This is a genomic window from Kitasatospora sp. NPDC056138, assembly GCF_042264695.1.
GTDB lineage: Bacteria > Actinomycetota > Actinomycetes > Streptomycetales > Streptomycetaceae > Kitasatospora.
In genome coordinates, this window is sequence record NZ_JBHJVK010000082.1 from 1 (window position 1) to 16,524 (window position 16,524).

Genomic DNA, 16,524 nt, shown 5'->3' on the forward strand with positions numbered 1-16,524 from the left:
CCGACACCGGCCTGGTCTCCCTCGACGGCTCCCCCCTACGCTCCGCCCCCGCCGACACCGTCACCCTCAGCCGCCTCTACTTCCTCTGAAAACCCTCAGCGGGCCAGGGGATCGCCCCCGTCGACCGCCGACCGCCGACCGCCGACCGCCGACCGCCGACCGCCGGCTCCTCGGCTCGGCGGCCGGGCCGGGCGCCGGTCAGGGGCGGTCCAGCTCCGCGTCGATCCCGTTCCGGAGCAGTCGGCGGGCGTGCTCCAGCGGCAGCGAACCGCTGAGCCAGCGGATGCTGAGGCCCTCCAGCAGTGCGGTCAGGCGTTCGGCCGAAGCCGCGTGGGCCGGAGCCGTGCCCATGGGGTCGGCCCGGCCGAGCAGATCGGCGATCTCGTGCACCCAGGTGTGGGTGGCCTTGGCCAGATCCTCGCGCAGGAACGGCTCGAAGACCGCGCTGGCCCTGAGTTCGCCCCAGGCCGTGCTGTTCTCCCGTACCTCGGGGGTGTCCTGGAGTTCGAGGAGCAGCACCTGCTCCAGGTCGCTGCGGGGGTCGGCCGACTGCATGCCCGGATCCCGTTCGGCGGTGTAGCGGTCGGCCCGGTCGCTGATGAACTCCAAGGTCCGGCGCAGGATTTCGGCGCGGTCGGTGAAGTGGTAGTAGATCAACGAGGTGGACACTCCAGCCTCGGCTGCCAGCTCGCTCACGCGTAGCCCGCGCACGCCACGTCGTGTGATGACGCGCGTGGCTGCTCTGAGTATTTCTGTTCGACGGTCCGACACGAGCGCCCAGCCTACCCGGCGGTGGGGCCTGTCGGAGACTTTTCCTGATCGAATCATCAGGATGTCCTGAGCGAGCCTGCGGGCGGAATCACCAGTTCAGGAGCCTTGCCGATGGCACCCCCGAAGCCGGTTGTCGGGCTCTGCGGGTGCGTACGGTACATGCCTGGCGCTGTGGGGCACTGGCGGGGCGAGATGTATTGACTGAATTTTCAGTTCGGAGGAGGATGCGGGGCACACCACGCCTCCCGGGCCCTCGCTCCGGGAGCTCCACGGACCAGTCCGTATGGCCCGGCCCGGCGAGTTCCGCCGCAGGCCCGCCGTCCGGCTCCACACCGCCGCCGCGAGCGGTGGCAGCCGACCCGGGGATGTGCCGGCCGAACGCCGTTGCGGCCGGCCCCCATCGTCCGGGTACCGACCCGACACCCACACAGGAGAACAGCCGTGAACTTCAAGATGCCCGCCGAGTGGACCGAGCACGAGGCGTGCCTGATGGCCTGGCCGACGCGGGTCGAGCTGTGGGGCGAGACCTTCGAGGAGGTCAAGCGGGAGTACGCGCAGGTCGCCCGGGCGATCGCCGAGTTCGAGCCGGTGACCATGGTCGCCCGCCCGGGACAGGGGGAGGAGGCACGTGCCCTCTGCGGCGAGGCGGTCGAGGTGGTGGAACTGCCGCTCGACGACTCGTGGTTCCGCGACTCGGGCCCGATCTTCGTGCTCGGGCCCGACGGCGAACGCGCGGGCGTGGACTTCCGCTTCAACGCCTGGGGCGGCAAGCACCACCCGTACGACAGCGACGACAGGATCGCTGCCGCGCTGCTGGAACGCCTCGGCGTCGAACGCATCGACTCCCGGATGATCCTCGAAGGCGGGGCGATCACCGTCGACGGCGAGGGCACCCTGATCACCACCGAGCAGTGCCTGCTCCACCCCAACCGCAACCCCGGGATGAGCAGGGCGGAGATCGAGGCGGAGCTGATCGCCCGGCTCGGCGTCAGCACGGTGATCTGGCTGCCCTACGGCGGCCTGCTGGACACCGAGACCGACGGCCACGTGGACGGGGTCTGCGCCTTCGTCGCCCCCGGCAAGGTGCTGGTGCAGCTGCCGGGCGACCCCGCCCACCCCGACCACGAGAGGATGCGCGCGAACCGCGCCGTCCTGGCGGCGGCCACCGACGCCCGCGGCCGCAGGCTGGAGGTCCTCGACCTGCCGCAGAGCGCGTTCGTCGAGGTGGACGGCCGACGGACCGAGGTGGGCTACCTGAACTTCTACGTCGCCAACGGCGGGGTTGTCGTGCCGGTCGCCGACACCCCCGAGGACGACGGAGCGCTGGCGGTCATCGCTGCCGCGTTCCCCGGCCGCAAGGTCGTCGGTGTCCGCTCCCGTGTGATCGCCTACGGCGGCGGTGGCGTGCACTGCATCACCCAGCAGGTGCCGGTCGCAGGGACGCGCGCGTGACCGGTGCACCGCACACCCACCACCGTGACACCGTCCGGTCGCTGGGCCGTCCCGTCGACATCCACCGTTGCCGTTGAAAGAGAGACCGATGCCAAGAAGTCTGCCGCGGTCCCCAGGGCGCAGATCCCTGCGCCGCCGCTGCGCCCTCCCAGCCGCGGCCCTGGCCTCCTTCACCCTGGTCGCCGCCTGCTCCGGGCCACCCGGCGGTACGTCCGCCACCGCGCGGGCCTACGAGCTCTCGGCGGCCACCCCGGCCGCCGGGGGAGAGCTCGCCTCCTTCAGCTGGGCGCTGTACGCCGAGCCGCTGACGCTGGACTACATCAACGCCTTCGACTACCCGTCGAACATGATCCTGTCCAACGTCTGCGAGAGCCTGATGCGCTGGACGCCGCAGCTGACCGAGGTCCCGGGCCTGGCCGAGAAGGCGTCGAACCCGGACCCGACCACCTGGGTCTACGACCTGCGCGCCGGTGTGCACTTCCACGGCGGCGGCGTGATGACCGCCGACGACGCGGTCTACAGCCTCCGGCGGCAGATGGACCCCGACAACGCCGCGGCCTGGTCGACCGTCTTCCAGAACGTCGACTCCGTCACCAGGACCGGGCCGTTGCAGGTCACGGTGAAGCTGAAGTCCCCGGACTCGCAGTTCCCGCAGTACATGGCCAGCGCCGCGGGCGTGGTGGCCGACCGGGCCGCCGTCGAGGCGGCGGGCAAGGACTGGGGCACCGGGAGCGTGGACTGCACCGGCCCCTACCGGCTCGGCAGGTGGAACAAGGGCCAGTCACTCGAACTGGAGCGGTTCGACGACTACTGGGGCACCAGGGCCAAGTCCCGCGAGGTGGTCTTCCAGTTCCTCAAGGACCCCTCCGCGCGCACCAGCGCGATGCTCAGCGGCGAGGTGGACGGCGGCTACCTGATCCCCACCGAGAGCTACGACCGCCTGCGCGCCGGCGGGACGGGCAACCTGTACTTCGGCGAGAGCCTGAGTACCGTCAACGTCAACATCACCACCATGAAGGGCCCGCTCGGCGACGTCCGGGTCCGGCGTGCGCTGTCCATGGCGCTGGACCGCTCGGGGTTCGTCAAGGCCGGCCTGGCCGGCGTGGGCACCGTCACCGGCGCCCTCACCGGACGGCCCGCCTGGGCGGCCGCCTCCGCCGACACCCGGAAGGCCGCCTTCGACGACCTCCCCCCGGCCGCCCAGGACCTGGAGCAGGCCAGGGCACTGATCCGGCAGGCGGGCGCCACCGGCAGCACCGTGACCGTCGCCACCAGCTCGATCGGCCAGGACGTGTCGCTGCTGGCCACCGCCGTCCAGTCGGCCGGCACCCGGATCGGGCTGGACGTCCGGCTGAAGACGGTCGCCCCCGACGCCTACAGCGCGCTGTTCACCGACCCGAAGGCACGCGAGGGGATCGACATGTTCCCCGAGACCTACTACCTGTCCATCACCGACCCGATGGACCTCCTCGCCAACTTCCAGACCGGCTCCGGGCAGAACTACGCCGAGTACAGCGACCCCGGCTACGACAGCCTGGTCAAGCAGGTCCAGGCGACCTACGACCCGGCCCGGCGACTGGCCCTGGAGGCGAAGCTGCAGCGGCAGGCCGCCGACCAGGTCCTGTGGATCCCGGTCGCCGACTGGCCCACCAGCGTGTTCCTCAACAAGAGGATCACCGGCGCGCCCACCACCATCTCCTACCTCTACTACCCGTGGGCGGCCGACGTGGGGGACGCACGGTGAACTTCCTGAGATTCGCCGCACGACGGCTGGCCGAGATGGCCGCCACGCTGCTCGGCGCCTCGTTCGTGATCTTCGGTGCGCTGTACCTGGCACCGGGCGACCCGGCGGCCTTCCTGCTCTCGGGACGGTCGGCCTCACCCGAGGCCCTCAAGGCGATCGACGACCAGTACCACCTGAACGACCCCTTCGCGGAGCAGTACCTGCGCTGGCTCGGCCAGGTGCTGCACGGCGACTTCGGCCGCTCGATCACCTACCGCACCGACGTGTCCCGGCTGCTGGCGGACCGGCTGCCCAGCACCCTGCTGCTGGTCGCCATGGCACTGGTGCTGGTCCTCGTCCTCGGCCTGCTGCTCGGCTGGATCGGCGCGGTCCGCGGCGGCGCCGTCGACTCCACGATCCTGGTCACCACCACCGTCGCCGTCGGCACCCCCTCCTTCGTCGCCGCCGTCCTGCTCCAGAGCCTGTTCGCGGTGAGACTGGGCTGGTTCCCCACCGGCGGCACCGGGAACGGCCTCGGCCAGATGCTCTGGCACCTGACCCTGCCGGCCGTCGCGCTCGCGCTCTACCTGATCGGGATGCTCGCCCGGGTCACCCGGGCCGCGATGCTCGACGTCCTCGGCCAGGAGCACGTCACCGTGGCCCGCAGCCGGGGCGTGCCCGAGCACCGCGTGATCCGCCGGCACGTCTTCCGCAACGCGCTGGGCACCGTGCTCACCACCGGCGGCCTCATCGTCTCCACCCTGCTCATCTGCACCGTCCTCGTGGAGTCGGCGTTCAGCGTGGGCGGTATCGGCCAGCTCCTCGAACTGTCCACCACGACCAAGGACTTCCCCACCGTGCAGGCCATCTCCCTGATCATGGTCGCGCTGTTCATGACGGTGAACCTCGTCGTCGACCTGCTCCACCCGCTGGTCGACCCGCGGGTCGCCTTCGAACCGAGGAGGTCCGCCGGATGACCTCAACCGTCCTGCGCCGCCCGGGCCTCGCCCGGATCCGCACCACCCGCGCGCCGCTCCTCCTGGTGTGCACCGGGTTCGTCGCCCTGGTCGTCCTGACCGCGCTGCTCGCCCCCTGGCTGGCCCCGCACGAACCCAACTCCGTCGACCTGGGCAGCGCACTCGCCGGGCCGTCCGCCGACCACCTGGCCGGCGTCGACGCCTCCGGCCGCGACACCCTCTCCCGGCTGATGATCGGAGCGCGCACCTCGCTGCTCGGCCCGCTCGGGGTGGTCGTCTTCTCCACACTGGCAGGCGTCGCCATCGGCGTCGCCGCCGCCTGGCGGGGAGGCTGGCTGGACTCCGTCCTGTCCCGCAGCACCGAACTCGTCTTCGCCTTCCCCGGCATGCTGCTGGCCATCCTGATCGTCTCGGTCCACGGCGAAGGTCTCACCGCCCCGGTCCTCGCCCTCGCCGTCGCCTACCTCCCCTACGTCAGCCGGCTCACCCGCTCCCTGGTGATCGCCGAACGCGAACGCCCCTACGTCGAGGCCCACCACGTCCAGGGCCACTCCGGCCTGCAGATCTGCCTGCGCCACGTGATCCCCAACATCGCCCCCGTCGTCCTCGCCCAGTCCACCATCAACTTCGGCTACGCCCTCATCGACCTGGCCGGCCTCTCCTTCCTCGGACTCGGCGTCCCCGCGCTGACCCCCGACTGGGGCCGGATGGTCTTCGACGGCGAGAGCGCCATCCAGCGCGGCTACCCCCTGTCGGCGATCCTGCCCTGCGCCGCCGTCATCCTGACCGTCGTCGCCTTCAACGTCGTCGGCGAACGCTGGGCCGACCGGGTCGCCAGGAGGGACCGATGAACACCCTCGACATCCGGGGACTGCGACTGCACCTGCCGAACACCGCCAGACCCGTCCTGGCCGGCGTCGACCTCACCGTCGGCGCCGGGGAGACCGTGGCACTCGTCGGAGAGTCCGGCTCCGGCAAGACCCTCACCTCCCGCAGCGTCCTGCGCCTGCTGCCGAAGGGCGCCGCCACCGAGGGGGAGGTGCGGGTCGCCGGCCAGAACGTCCTGACCATGACCCCCGAACAGCTGCGCCGGCTGCGGACCACCACCGCGGCGATGATCTTCCAGGACCCCAGGGCCGCCATCAACCCGCTGCGCCGGATCGGGGACTTCCTCACCGAGGGCGTACGCATCAACGCGGGCGTGAGCGCCGACGCGGCCACCGGACGGGCCGGCGAGATGCTGGAGGCCGTCGGCCTCACCACCGCCGTGCTGCGGCAGTACCCGGTGCAGCTGTCCGGCGGCATGCTGCAACGCGTCATGATCGCGGCGGCACTGATGGGCGACCCGGCCCTCGTCCTCGCCGACGAGCCCACCACGGCACTGGACGTCACCACCCAGGCCGAGGTGGTGGCACTCCTCACCGAACTGCGTGAACGCTTCGGCACCGGACTGCTCTTCGTCACCCACGACCTCGGCCTCGCCGCAGCCATCAGCGACCGGGTCTACGTCATGTACGCCGGGCGGATCGTCGAAACCGGCCCCGCCGACACGCTGTTCACCCGGCCCCGCCACCCCTACACGGCCGCGCTGCTCGACTCGACTCCGCGCCTGGACGCACCGCCGGGCCGGCTCGCCGCCATCGTCGGACAACCGCCCAGCCTGCGCGAGGAGTTGACCGGCTGCCCGTTCGCCCCCCGGTGCCCGCTCGTGACCTCCCGGTGCACCCTGCAGGCACCCGAGCTGCTCCAAGTCCAAGTCCAGGCCCAGGTCCAGGCCCAAGTCCAGGGCCAGGCCCAGGCGCGGGGCCGGATTCAGGCCGAGTCGGCCCATCGGGTCTCCTGTCACCACAGCGACCGGCTCGAAGAGGGGAGCACCGATGCCTGACCCCGTGGCGGAGGACGTCACAGCGACCAGCGCGGAGGGAACGCCGCCGATGCGCAGGACCCTCCTGGAGGCCGTCGGCCTGCACCGGGCCTACGGGAGCGTGCGGGCAGTCGACGACGTCTCGTTCAGCCTCGCCGAGGGCGGATCGCTGGGCATCGTCGGCGAGTCCGGCTCGGGCAAGACGACCACCGCCCGCATCGTGGTGGGCCTGGAACGCGCGGACTCGGGCCGGGTTCTGGTCCACGGCCGGGAGCGGACCGATCGTCGGCGCGGCCGGGCCCAGCGGCTCGCCCGAGCCCGTGAGGTCCAGATGGTCTTCCAGGACCCGTATCTCTCCCTCGACCCCCGTACGACCGTGTACGGCGCGCTGCGCGAGACCCTCAGGCTGCACTTCCCCGAGGCGGACCACCCGCGGCGGATCGCCAAACTGCTCGACCAGGTCGGCCTCGGCAGCCGGGAGGCCGAGGCGCTGCCCCGGCAGCTGTCCGGCGGGCAGCGCCAGCGCGTCGCGATCGCCCGCGCGCTGGCGGTCGGGCCCGCCGTCCTGGTGCTGGACGAGGCGGTGGCCGCGCTCGACGTCTCCGTGCAGGCGCAGATCCTCAACCTGCTCTCCGACGTCCGCGAGCAGACCGGGATCGGCTACCTGTTCATCACCCACGACCTCGGTGTGGTGCGCTGCGTCACCGACGACGTGATCGTCATGCGGCACGGCCGGATCGTCGAATCGGGGCCCACGGCCCAGGTCCTCGCCGGTCCCCGGCATCCCTACACCCGGCTGCTGCTGGAGTCCGTCCCCCGACCCGGCTGGGACCCGCAGGGCATCGCGGCGGCACGCCGCGCACTGTAGGGCGGCCGGTCCCGGGGAGGGCGCACGAACGAGTCCGTGGCCGGAGCGGCGACGGACTCGTGCTCGTCGCGGGTGCGGTCAGCCCCGGGCGTCGTCGGAGCCGCTGTCGTCGGTGTTCTTGCAGAGCGGGACGTCTCCGGTGTTGGCGACGAAGGCGGCGCTGACCCAGGTGTCGCGGTCGCGCAGCAGGTACCAGACGGCGTTGCCGTCGATCACCTGCGCGTGGACCTTGCAGCGCAGGCCCACCTTCTCGTGCTGCCGGAGGATGCCCTCCGCCGAGGAGTCGGTGCTCGGGTACTCGCGTTCGTTGACACCGGTCGGTGAGGTGACGGTGCCGTACGGGCGATCGGGCGTGGCCGGAGCGGTCTGGCCCGGGGCGGTCTGGCCCGAAGCGGGCGTGGCCGAAGCGGTCTGGGCCGAGGCCGTCCGGGCCGAAGCGGTCTGGGCCGGGAGGAGGGGGAGGAGGACGGGCGCGGCGGCGAGCAGCGCGGCGGTCAGCACGGTGGTGTGGGTGCGGCGGTGAGCGCGCCGTTTGCAGCTGATCATGTGCGGAGTGTAGGAACCCCGGTGCGGTTCCGACGCGAAGCAGGGCTCGCGTCGCGGTCTTCGGCCCCGTACGGCGCACCCGGTGCCGGTCCCTGGCAGGGCCGGCCCGGCCCGTACGGCGCGGCCGGGCAGGGAGCAGGGCCGGCGTGTACCCGTCGCCCCCGGTCAGCCTCGGTAGGCCGGCAGGCCGGGGACCGTGGAGACCTGGGTCGGGGCGGCCGAGCCGTCGGCCGGGACGGTCGAGATGCCGACGGGCGTCCGGACGGCGATGGTACGGCCGTCGGGGGACCAGGCGGGCTCGGTGTAGTCCGTGGTGGCGGCGGGCGTGATGTCCCTGGCGGCGGAGTTGTCGCCGAGGCCCTGTTCGAAGATGTGGTCGTGTCCGCCCGAGGACCGGACGAAGGCGACGGCCGTCCCGTCGGGCGACAGGGCGGGCTCGGAGCCCTGGGCGACCGGGGAGACCTGCTCGCGCAGGTAGTCGTCCCGGATGTAGACCTGGCCGGTGGTGGAGTTCGCGTAGACGGTGCTCCCGTGGCTTCCGCCGGTGTTCGGCCAGGCGTTGCCGGTCTGCGGAATCGGGTTCGGGTAGCTGCCGCCCTCCGCGTCCAGGCCCAGCACCGTCGGTGCCGCGGCACCGGTGGCGGACACGCCTTCCAACCGGGCGACGCCGCCCTGGGAGACGGTGAAGAACAGGTTGTTCCTGGCGGGGTTTCCGTACCTGGAGTCGGCCGCCGTCACCTGCCAGGTGGGGTGGGACCAGGTCTGGCCACCGGGATTCCTGGCGACGGTGACGCGTCCGCTGCCGTCCGGATTGCTGACGACGAGGTCGCCCGAGCCGTTGACGAACGCGGCCTTCGCGCCGTCGGGGGACCAGGCGAGGTCCCTGACGACGGTGCCGAAGTCGACCGACGTGCCGTTCATCAGCACGCGGCTGGTGCCGTTGCTGATGGTGAGTCGGCTGTTCGCCGTTCCGTTCAGGACGGGGACGGGAGCCGAGCGGCTGGGGGCGGGCCCGGGCCCGGTGGGGGTGGAAGCGGAGCCGGTGGGTGCGGGGGTGGACGCTGCCGTGCCGGTCGGGGTGCCCGACGCCGTCCCGGTCGAGGTGGGCGCTGCGCCGGTCGGGGCGCTGGTGACCGCGCCGACGGCGCTGGCCGGCGCTGCGGCCCTGGCGGTGTCGGTGGGGCCGCAGCCGGACAGCAGCAGTGCGGTGCCGGTGGTGACGGCCACGGTGAGGGTGACGGCGACGGCGGAGCCGAGACGGGTACCAGCGGACATGGGTGCTTCCCCCCGGGGACGTTGATGCGACAGGCCGTGTTGCACGTTCGCCGGAGCCGCGCCGTGGGGCAGTGCCTGGTGTGGGACAGCTGCCGTCTCAGGGCCTCGGTCCGCCCGTTCGACCGGTTGGTGCTCTGTGCGATGAGTGAAGACTGGCAGCCCGAAATCCGGTATCCGTGCGACGGCTGTCACAGCCGCGCAACAGGTTTCTCGCGCGGCGGGTGCCGGCGGGGACGGCAGGGCGGCTGCGGCCTCCCGGTCCGCCGGGGTCCCGAAGTCGCCCATGCTGCCCGGGGGTTGTCGATTCCTGATCACTGCGGCGGCCACTGAGCGGATGACGCGTGGAGAGCGGCACCACCGGGTGCCGCTCTCCACCGCCCGGAACGCCGGGGGCGCGGGGCGTGTCGTCTCGTCCCGCACCCTCCCTCCGTCAGCGGGGGACCAGTCCCTCCAGCATCTTCGGCAGGTCCCGGCTGTGGATGACCCCGAGGCTCCTCGTCGCGCGCGTGAGTGCGACGTAGAGGTCGTTCACGCCGCGGACGTGCGCGGCGAGCGCCGACGCGGTCGCGGTCGCGGCGAAAGCCCGGTAGGCACCCAGCACCGCGGCCGCACCGGCGACCCCGGCCAGGGCACCGCGGCGCCGCCACCAGTGGCGCGGCGCCGGTTCGTTCGCCTGCCCGAAATCGGTCAGTGCGCCGCGTGTGATACGCAGCGCGTCACTGTTCAAGTCCTCTGACTGCTCGGCGAGTTCCTCAAGCAGCCGGGTGGCTATGCGCTCTGTGGCCATCATGCCCCGTCTCGGGTTCCTGGGTCCGCACGCGTGCGGGTCCTTACGCTCCCCATTCGGTACGGCACCCCGAGCGGACTGGTCACCACGTCGCACCGCTCCCGGTTTCACCCCCAGGAGTGGCCGGGCTCGAACGCGTCGACGTCCGACGGCACCGTGCACGGACCGGTCGGACCTCAAGGGCCGTGAACTTCCCCACTACTCGGGAGCCTTGGCGTCCGACAGGAGTCTTGGCATCCGAGCGGCCTGCGGCACTTCTCGCGTTGGTGGGGGAGGATCCGAGAGGCTCGGCGTGCTGGCGGGGGCAGCCGAGGCCGACGGCACCCGCCCGCGCCGGGTGCCTGCGGCCAGGCAGGACTTCCGCTCACCGGGGCCGGACGCTACTGTCCGGTAACAGCAGTCCGCCGGACGGGCGGACCCGGACCCTGGAGTGACCGTGGCGGCATCGAAGAACTCGGCGAGACTGCTGGCCGGTCTGCTCCTCACGGCCGGGGTGGCGCACTTCGCGAAGCCTCGCCAGTTCGACGCGACCGTGCCCCGTTCGCTGCCCGGCAGCCCGCGGACCTGGACCTACGCCAGCGGGGTCGCCGAACTCGCCGTCGGCGCGGCGGTGGCCGCACCGCGTACCAGGCGGCTCGGCGCACTGGCCGCCGCAGCCCTGTTCACTGCGGTCTTCCCCGCCAACGTCAAGATGGCGTACGACTGGCGCCACCGCCCCGCCCCCCAGCGCGCAGCGGTCGTGGCACGACTCCCGCTCCAGGCCCCGCTGATCCTCTGGGCGCTGCGGGTCCACCGGGCCGAACAGCCACGCTGAACAGGCACGCTGAACGGCGGAGCCGGGCGGCTCCGGCAGACCGGGCCCTGGCCTTGCCTGCGGCCTTGCCTGTGGCCCTGCCCCCGGCGCCGGGGTGGCTGCCGGGCGGCGGTCCGGTGCGCGAACGACGCGAGTGGCCTGAAGGCCGCCGTCGTACGACCGTGGAAGCAGGCTCCCCTTCGTGGAAGCACTCGCCCCGTTCGCTGGAGGTCGTCATGTCCGTCACCGACTCCGCTCCGAAGCTCGAGGTCAAGCCCGACGCACCGAGCCCGACCGAGACTCCCGAGTGCGAGGCCTCAACCTGCCACGGGATCTCCACGGCCGAGCGCGTGGAACTGCACAACGCCTGGCCCGGCTGGTTCCCGTTGCTGATCATCACGATCATGGTCGTGTGCACGGTCGGCTTCATGATCGGGCGCATTCTGTCCGTGTAACCGACGGTGACCGACGGGCCCACCGGTGCCCTGCCGCGCACTACCTGATCGTCCCGACCGCGACCCCCGTCAGGCGGCAGCCCGCGACCGGCGGCTGATCGGCAGGAGGAGTCCGCTCGCGGTCACGCGCCGCGAGAGCCCTGTAGCAGCGCGAGGATTCCCGGCAGCGTCTCGTGCGGATCGACGTCGGACTCGCTGGTTCAGCGCGTGCGCTGCTGACAGACCGTGCCGGCGCGGCCGCTGAACCTGACGGGCGTCTCCCCGGCAGCTGCCGGGTGGGGGCGATGAGACTCGAGGACGTTCTCGACCAGCACCAACTGCCCGTCGGGATCCCGTTCGACAACGGCGAACGCACCTGCCCCGGAGCGGATGTGGCCAAGGCACAGGACCTCTGTCGACCCGATGGCCGCCCGGTGCCGGTGGTGCATGTGGCCGCAGAAGTGCCATCGCGGCCGGAGGCGCTCGGACAGGGCACGAAGCTCGGGACGGCCGACCGGAGTTCCCCGGTGCGGGCCGGCCGCACCGGCCGGCCAGTCATGGGTCCGCCCTCCTGCTGGACCGCATCGCGGTGCCCCAAGAACTGCACCAGCCGCCAACCCCGGCTCCCCACCCGGCGAACGTGATCGTCTCGACGCGGACTGTCGCGTGGGCTCGCCGTGGCCCCCCAGGCAGGAATCCCACCGCCTACTCTGCTCGTCGGCGCGCGAGATGGACGATGATGTCGGCGGCGATCTCGCCCGTCTCGGGCAGGACCCGAGTGATCGCTTCGTACGCCTGCTGCTGCTTCGATCGCGGCAGTTGGAGATACGCCGAGACGGTCGACAGGTAACCAACGTAGTCGGGAGACCTCGTCGTCAAGCGCCGCTTGACGACGGACTGCTGCACGTCGAGGAACAACCGTGACCGCTGCAGCTCCGTACCCGGCCACTGCATCTCCTCATCCGGAGCAGTCCCGTCGGGGGACGGAATCTCATCGCTCTCCAGGAACGGCGCCCGTGCCGCACGGGCCGGACGCCGGGCGCAGCTGAGCCGATCGTGCCGCCCCGCCCCGCCCCGCCCCGCCCCGTCCCCGTCCCGCTGCCGCACCGCCCGGGTGGCGTGCCGTCGCGCAGTGCGGCGGACCTACCGGCACCGGCCGCACAGGCGCCGGACGCACCGGCGTCGGCCGCTAACGAGAGCCGCAGGTTGGTGCGTCCGTGCGATGCCGGGAGGTGCCCGAGTGGGTATAGCTGTCAACCACCAGGACCCCCGGGCATCCGGACCCCCGGACACCCGGACGACGCCCAGCCGAGGAGCCAGACCATGACCGAACCCGTACTCGAACCGGCCGCCCAGGCCTTCGCGGAGGCCACCGCCAACCCGCCGTACCTGTTCGACCTGGGGCCGATCGAGGGCCGCAAGACGGTGGACGAGGTACAGAGCCCGGAGGTCGAGGTCCCGGGTACCACGAAGGAGGTGCTCAGCGACCCGGCGGTCACCGTCTTCCGCCCGTCCGACGCCACCGGGCCGCTACCGGTGATCCTCTACATCCACGGCGCGGGCTGGGTGTTCGGCAACAGCCACACCCACGACCGGCTGGTCCGAACGCTGGCCCGCCGCACCGGCGCGGCGGTGGTGTTCGTCGACTACAGCCTCTCGCCGGAGGCCCGCTACCCGGTGGCCATCGGTGAGAACTACGCCGCCGCCCAGTGGGTCGTCCGGCACGGCGCCGAGCACGGGCTCGACGCGTCCCGGATGGCGGTGGCCGGAGACTCGGTCGGCGGGAACATGGCCGCCGTGCTGACCCTGATGGCCAAGGAACGGGGCGATGTGCAGCTGGCGGGACAGGTGCTCTTCTACCCGGTCACCGATGCGGCCTTCGACACCGGCTCCTACCGGGAGTTCGCCGAAGGCTACTTCCTGCGGCGCGACGCGATGCAGTGGTTCTGGGACCAGTACGCCCCAGACGCCGCCCAGCGGGCCGAGATCACCGCCTCCCCGCTGCGCGCCACCATCGAGCAGCTCACCGGGTTGCCTCGGGCGCTGGTGATCACGGGCGAGGCGGACGTGCTGCGCGACGAGGGCGAGGCGTACGCCAGCAAGCTGCGCCAGGCCGGGGTGCCCGTGACGGCCGTGCGCTACCAGGGCATCATCCACGACTTCGTGATGCTGAACGCGCTGCGCGACACCCGTTCGGCTCATGCGGCCGTCGCCCAGGCCACCGGCTTCCTGCGCGGAGTGCTGGGCCAGCGCTGACGCCGCGCAGAGTGCAGAGCGAAGGCGGAGCGCAGAGTAAGAGGCGGACGGGTCCGCCGACCGCCGACGGTCTCGAGCGCGGGAGGCGAACAGGGCGGACCCGCTCCAGGAATGTTCAAGTTTCAACACGTGTTGTTCCGGTCGTACGGAGCAGTACCAGGCAACGGCTTCCGAAGGAGCGTCCGATGCCCGCAATCACCGTCCAGAACATTCTCGCCCTCCCGCGGATACCCCGACCCGACAGCGCGGTCCTCTCCCAGCGGCCGGTGAGCTCGGTGACCACCGCGCCCAGCGGCCTGGAGGGGGAGGGCTTCCCGGTCAGGCGTGCCTTCGCCGGAGTGGGCCTCCGGGACCTCGATCCCTTCGTGCACATGGACCAGATGGGCGAGGTCGAGTACGCACCGGGTGAGGCCAAGGGCACGCCGTGGCACCCGCACCGCGGCTTCGAGACCGTCACCTACATGATCGACGGCATCTTCGAGCACGCCGACTCCAACGGCGGCGGTGGTGTCATCACCAACGGTGACACCCAGTGGATGACCGCCGGGAGCGGCATCCTGCACATCGAGGCTCCGCCGGAGCACCTGGTGGTCTCCGGCGGGCTGTTCCACGGCATCCAGCTCTGGGTGAACCTGCCCAGTGCCAACAAGTGGAACCCGCCGCGCTACCAGGGCATCGAGGGCCGCGAGGCGGTCCTGCTCGCCTCCCAGGACGGTGGCGCTCTCGTCCGCGTCATCGCCGGAGAGGTGGCCGGTCACACCGGCCCGGGTTCCACCTTCACTCCCATCACCATGATCCACGCCACCGTGAACGCGGGAGCGGAGCTGATGCTGCCCTGGCGGTCCGACTTCAACGCGCTGGTCTACGTGCTCGCGGGCCGGGGAACGGCCGGACCGGACGCCCACCCCGTGCACACCGGCCAGTTGGCCGTCTTCGGTGCGGGCGACCTGCTGACCCTCGCCGCCGCACAGCAGCAGGACAGCCACACGCCCGAGCTGGAGGTGCTGATCCTCGGCGGTCGGCCGATCCGTGAACCGGTCGCCCACTACGGCCCGTTCGTGATGAACACCGAGGCCGAACTGCGCCAGGCGGTCGAGGACTATCAGGCCGGCCGGCTCGGCGTCATCCCGGCCGTGCATCTGCCGCACGGCACCTCCGGCGGCACCTCCGGCGGAGGAGCCGGGCAGCCTGGCCCGACGGATCGCACCGGGCAGGACTGAGCAGCGCAGGACTGAGCAGCGCAGAACAGCCGACGGTGGAGGTCGCCCGTCGGCCCTACCCGGACCTGCGGTTCGAGGTGGGGCCGACGGCAGCGCTCGACCCGGCCGACGGCGAACTCGGCGGCATCGTCGCCTGGTGGTCGATCATCCACACGAACGGCGGCGCACGGCAGGCCCGTCGGCCCGTCGGCGCATAGCGTGACTGACCACAGCCGTCCTGCCCGGCGCCGACCGGCCCGGGCGTCCACTGCGGGCCGGTGACCGTGACCGGACCGGTGCCTTGGCCGGCCGAAGTGATGGGCCCGGACGGCGACGGGCCTGGACAGCGACAGAGCCGGCCCAGCCGACCGGTCTCGGACGAGTTCGGGCCGGTGGAAATCGCCCGGAGCCGCCCCGGAATCACGCCGGAATCACGCCGGAATCGGTCGGACGATGGCCGGGGCGGCCCCGGCGATCGAATCGAGGAGATTCGCCCGTGGAAATACCGGAAGTCAACCGCAGTCGCCGCCGCTTCTTCGGCACGGCATTCTCGGCCGTCGTCGCCACCCAGTTCGGCACGACCGCTTCCGCGCACCTGCCGTCCGGCGGGCAGGGGGCGGCGGCACTGCCGAACGTCAGGTCCGGCGGGAACACGTCCTCGGGTGGGGGAGCGTCCTTCGGCCCGTTGAAGCAGGTCGCCGCCGGTGTCCTGGACGTCGGATACGTCGAGGTCGGACCTGCCGACGGCCGGGCGGTGATCCTCATGCACGGCTGGCCCTACGACATTCACAGCTATGCCGAGGTCGCGCCGCTGCTGGCGGCGGAGGGCTACCGGGCGATCGTCCCGTACTTCCGCGGCCACGGCACGACACGCTTCCTCTCGAACGACACGTTCCGCAACGCCCAGCAGTCGGTGTTCGCCCTCGACATCGTCGCGCTGATGGACGCTCTGAAGATCGGGAAGGCGATCCTCGCCGGCTACGACTGGGGATCGCGGACGGGCGACATCATCGCGGCACTCTGGCCGGAGCGCTGCAAGGCCCTGGTCTCCGTGACCGGCTACCTGATCACCGATCGTGAGGCCAACAGGCTGCCGTCGCCGCCGAAGTCCGAGTGGGCCTGGTGGTACCAGTACTACTTCGCCACGGAGCGGGGCGTGCTCGGTCTCACGGAGAACCGGCACGACCTGGCGGAGCTCATCTGGAAGTTCAACTCCCCGACATGGGACTTCGACCGGGCCACCTTCGATCGCACGGCGGAGGCCTTCAACAACCCGGACTACGTCGGCATCGTGATCGACAACTACCGCTGGCGGCTGGGCCTGGCGAAGGGCGACCCGCGCTATGACGGTCTTGAGAAGCGGCTCGCCGAAGGCCCGGTCATCTCGGTGCCCACGATCACCGTGGACGGTGCCTACGATCCGTTCACGCCCGCCGGGGACGGTGCGTCCTATCGTCGGAAGTTCTCGGGGAAGTACGCGCACCGCACCCTGAAGGTCGGTCACAACGTGCCGCAGGAGGCACCCCGGGCCTTCGCCGAAGCCGTCGTCGAAGCGGACGGTCTCTGAGTCGCCCGGTCT

Annotated in this window: 17 protein-coding genes; 12 read left to right on the plus strand and 5 right to left on the minus strand. The window is 71.8% G+C overall.

The window, feature by feature from the left end; genetic code table 11:
* Window positions 1–198 precede the first annotated feature (198 nt).
* Window positions 199–771, minus strand: a complete 573-nt coding sequence (locus ACFC1R_RS33360) for a TetR/AcrR family transcriptional regulator (RefSeq protein ID WP_375945132.1) — start codon at window positions 769–771, stop codon at window positions 199–201.
* Between the two features lie 441 nt (window positions 772–1,212).
* Between ACFC1R_RS33360 and ACFC1R_RS33365 the strand changes: the two genes are divergently transcribed.
* The 6 genes from ACFC1R_RS33365 to ACFC1R_RS33390 all read left to right on the plus strand — a co-directional run bounded on the left by ACFC1R_RS33365 (window position 1,213) and on the right by ACFC1R_RS33390 (window position 7,655).
* Window positions 1,213–2,223: an agmatine/peptidylarginine deiminase gene (locus tag ACFC1R_RS33365; RefSeq protein ID WP_375945134.1), complete on the plus strand. Its 1,011-nt coding sequence runs from the start codon at window positions 1,213–1,215 to the stop codon at window positions 2,221–2,223.
* Window positions 2,224–2,311: 88 nt separating this feature from the next.
* Entirely contained in the window at window positions 2,312–3,967 is a 1,656-nt protein-coding gene (locus ACFC1R_RS33370) for an ABC transporter substrate-binding protein (protein WP_375945136.1), read from the plus strand.
* The gene (locus ACFC1R_RS33375; RefSeq protein ID WP_375945137.1) at window positions 3,964–4,923 is read left to right on the plus strand and encodes an ABC transporter permease; all 960 of its coding nucleotides are present in this window, start codon (window positions 3,964–3,966) and stop codon (window positions 4,921–4,923) included. The genes ACFC1R_RS33370 and ACFC1R_RS33375 overlap by 4 nt, the downstream gene beginning before the upstream one ends.
* Entirely contained in the window at window positions 4,920–5,774 is an 855-nt protein-coding gene (locus ACFC1R_RS33380) for an ABC transporter permease (RefSeq protein WP_375945138.1), read from the plus strand. Before ACFC1R_RS33375 ends, ACFC1R_RS33380 begins: the two co-directional genes overlap by 4 nt.
* Window positions 5,771–6,808 carry an ABC transporter ATP-binding protein gene (locus tag ACFC1R_RS33385; protein WP_375945140.1) on the plus strand — a complete coding sequence of 346 codons (1,038 nt, stop codon included), beginning with the start codon at window positions 5,771–5,773 and terminating at the stop codon, window positions 6,806–6,808. Before ACFC1R_RS33380 ends, ACFC1R_RS33385 begins: the two co-directional genes overlap by 4 nt.
* 49 nt (window positions 6,809–6,857) lie before the next feature.
* Window positions 6,858–7,655, plus strand: coding sequence for an ABC transporter ATP-binding protein (locus tag ACFC1R_RS33390; protein ID WP_375945184.1), 798 nt, complete (start codon window positions 6,858–6,860; stop codon window positions 7,653–7,655).
* Between the two features lie 78 nt (window positions 7,656–7,733).
* Here ACFC1R_RS33390 and ACFC1R_RS33395 read toward each other — a convergent pair whose 3' ends face one another.
* The 3 genes from ACFC1R_RS33395 to ACFC1R_RS33405 all read right to left on the minus strand — a co-directional run bounded on the left by ACFC1R_RS33395 (window position 7,734) and on the right by ACFC1R_RS33405 (window position 10,266).
* Complete coding sequence (locus ACFC1R_RS33395) at window positions 7,734–8,201, minus strand: SH3 domain-containing protein (RefSeq protein ID WP_375945142.1); 468 nt, start codon at window positions 8,199–8,201, stop codon at window positions 7,734–7,736.
* Between the two features lie 165 nt (window positions 8,202–8,366).
* On the minus strand, window positions 8,367–9,476 hold the full coding sequence (locus ACFC1R_RS33400; RefSeq protein WP_375945144.1) for a hypothetical protein: 1,110 nt from the start codon (window positions 9,474–9,476) through the stop codon (window positions 8,367–8,369).
* 430 nt (window positions 9,477–9,906) lie between these two features.
* Entirely contained in the window at window positions 9,907–10,266 is a 360-nt protein-coding gene (locus tag ACFC1R_RS33405) for a hypothetical protein (RefSeq protein ID WP_375945145.1), read from the minus strand.
* 433 nt (window positions 10,267–10,699) lie between these two features.
* Between ACFC1R_RS33405 and ACFC1R_RS33410 the strand changes: the two genes are divergently transcribed.
* Entirely contained in the window at window positions 10,700–11,077 is a 378-nt protein-coding gene (locus tag ACFC1R_RS33410) for a MauE/DoxX family redox-associated membrane protein (protein WP_375945147.1), read from the plus strand.
* Window positions 11,078–11,292: 215 nt separating this feature from the next.
* Window positions 11,293–11,511: a hypothetical protein gene (locus ACFC1R_RS33415; RefSeq protein WP_375945149.1), complete on the plus strand. Its 219-nt coding sequence runs from the start codon at window positions 11,293–11,295 to the stop codon at window positions 11,509–11,511.
* 684 nt (window positions 11,512–12,195) lie between these two features.
* Here ACFC1R_RS33415 and ACFC1R_RS33420 read toward each other — a convergent pair.
* Window positions 12,196–12,408 (minus strand): hypothetical protein, encoded by a 213-nt coding sequence (locus ACFC1R_RS33420; protein WP_375945150.1) that lies wholly within the window; start codon window positions 12,406–12,408, stop codon window positions 12,196–12,198.
* A 405-nt stretch (window positions 12,409–12,813) separates the two neighbouring features.
* On the opposite strand from ACFC1R_RS33420, the gene ACFC1R_RS33425 reads away from it, so the two are divergent.
* From ACFC1R_RS33425 to ACFC1R_RS33440, 4 genes are all read left to right on the plus strand, one after another.
* Entirely contained in the window at window positions 12,814–13,746 is a 933-nt protein-coding gene (locus tag ACFC1R_RS33425) for an alpha/beta hydrolase (RefSeq protein WP_375945152.1), read from the plus strand.
* Between the two features lie 185 nt (window positions 13,747–13,931).
* Window positions 13,932–14,966 carry a pirin family protein gene (locus ACFC1R_RS33430; protein WP_375945154.1) on the plus strand — a complete coding sequence of 345 codons (1,035 nt, stop codon included), beginning with the start codon at window positions 13,932–13,934 and terminating at the stop codon, window positions 14,964–14,966.
* Window positions 14,967–15,001: 35 nt separating this feature from the next.
* Window positions 15,002–15,163 carry a hypothetical protein gene (locus ACFC1R_RS33435; RefSeq protein ID WP_375945156.1) on the plus strand — a complete coding sequence of 54 codons (162 nt, stop codon included), beginning with the start codon at window positions 15,002–15,004 and terminating at the stop codon, window positions 15,161–15,163.
* A gap of 278 nt (window positions 15,164–15,441) precedes the next feature.
* Entirely contained in the window at window positions 15,442–16,512 is a 1,071-nt protein-coding gene (locus ACFC1R_RS33440) for an alpha/beta fold hydrolase (RefSeq protein WP_375945158.1), read from the plus strand.
* Window positions 16,513–16,524 lie beyond the last annotated feature (12 nt).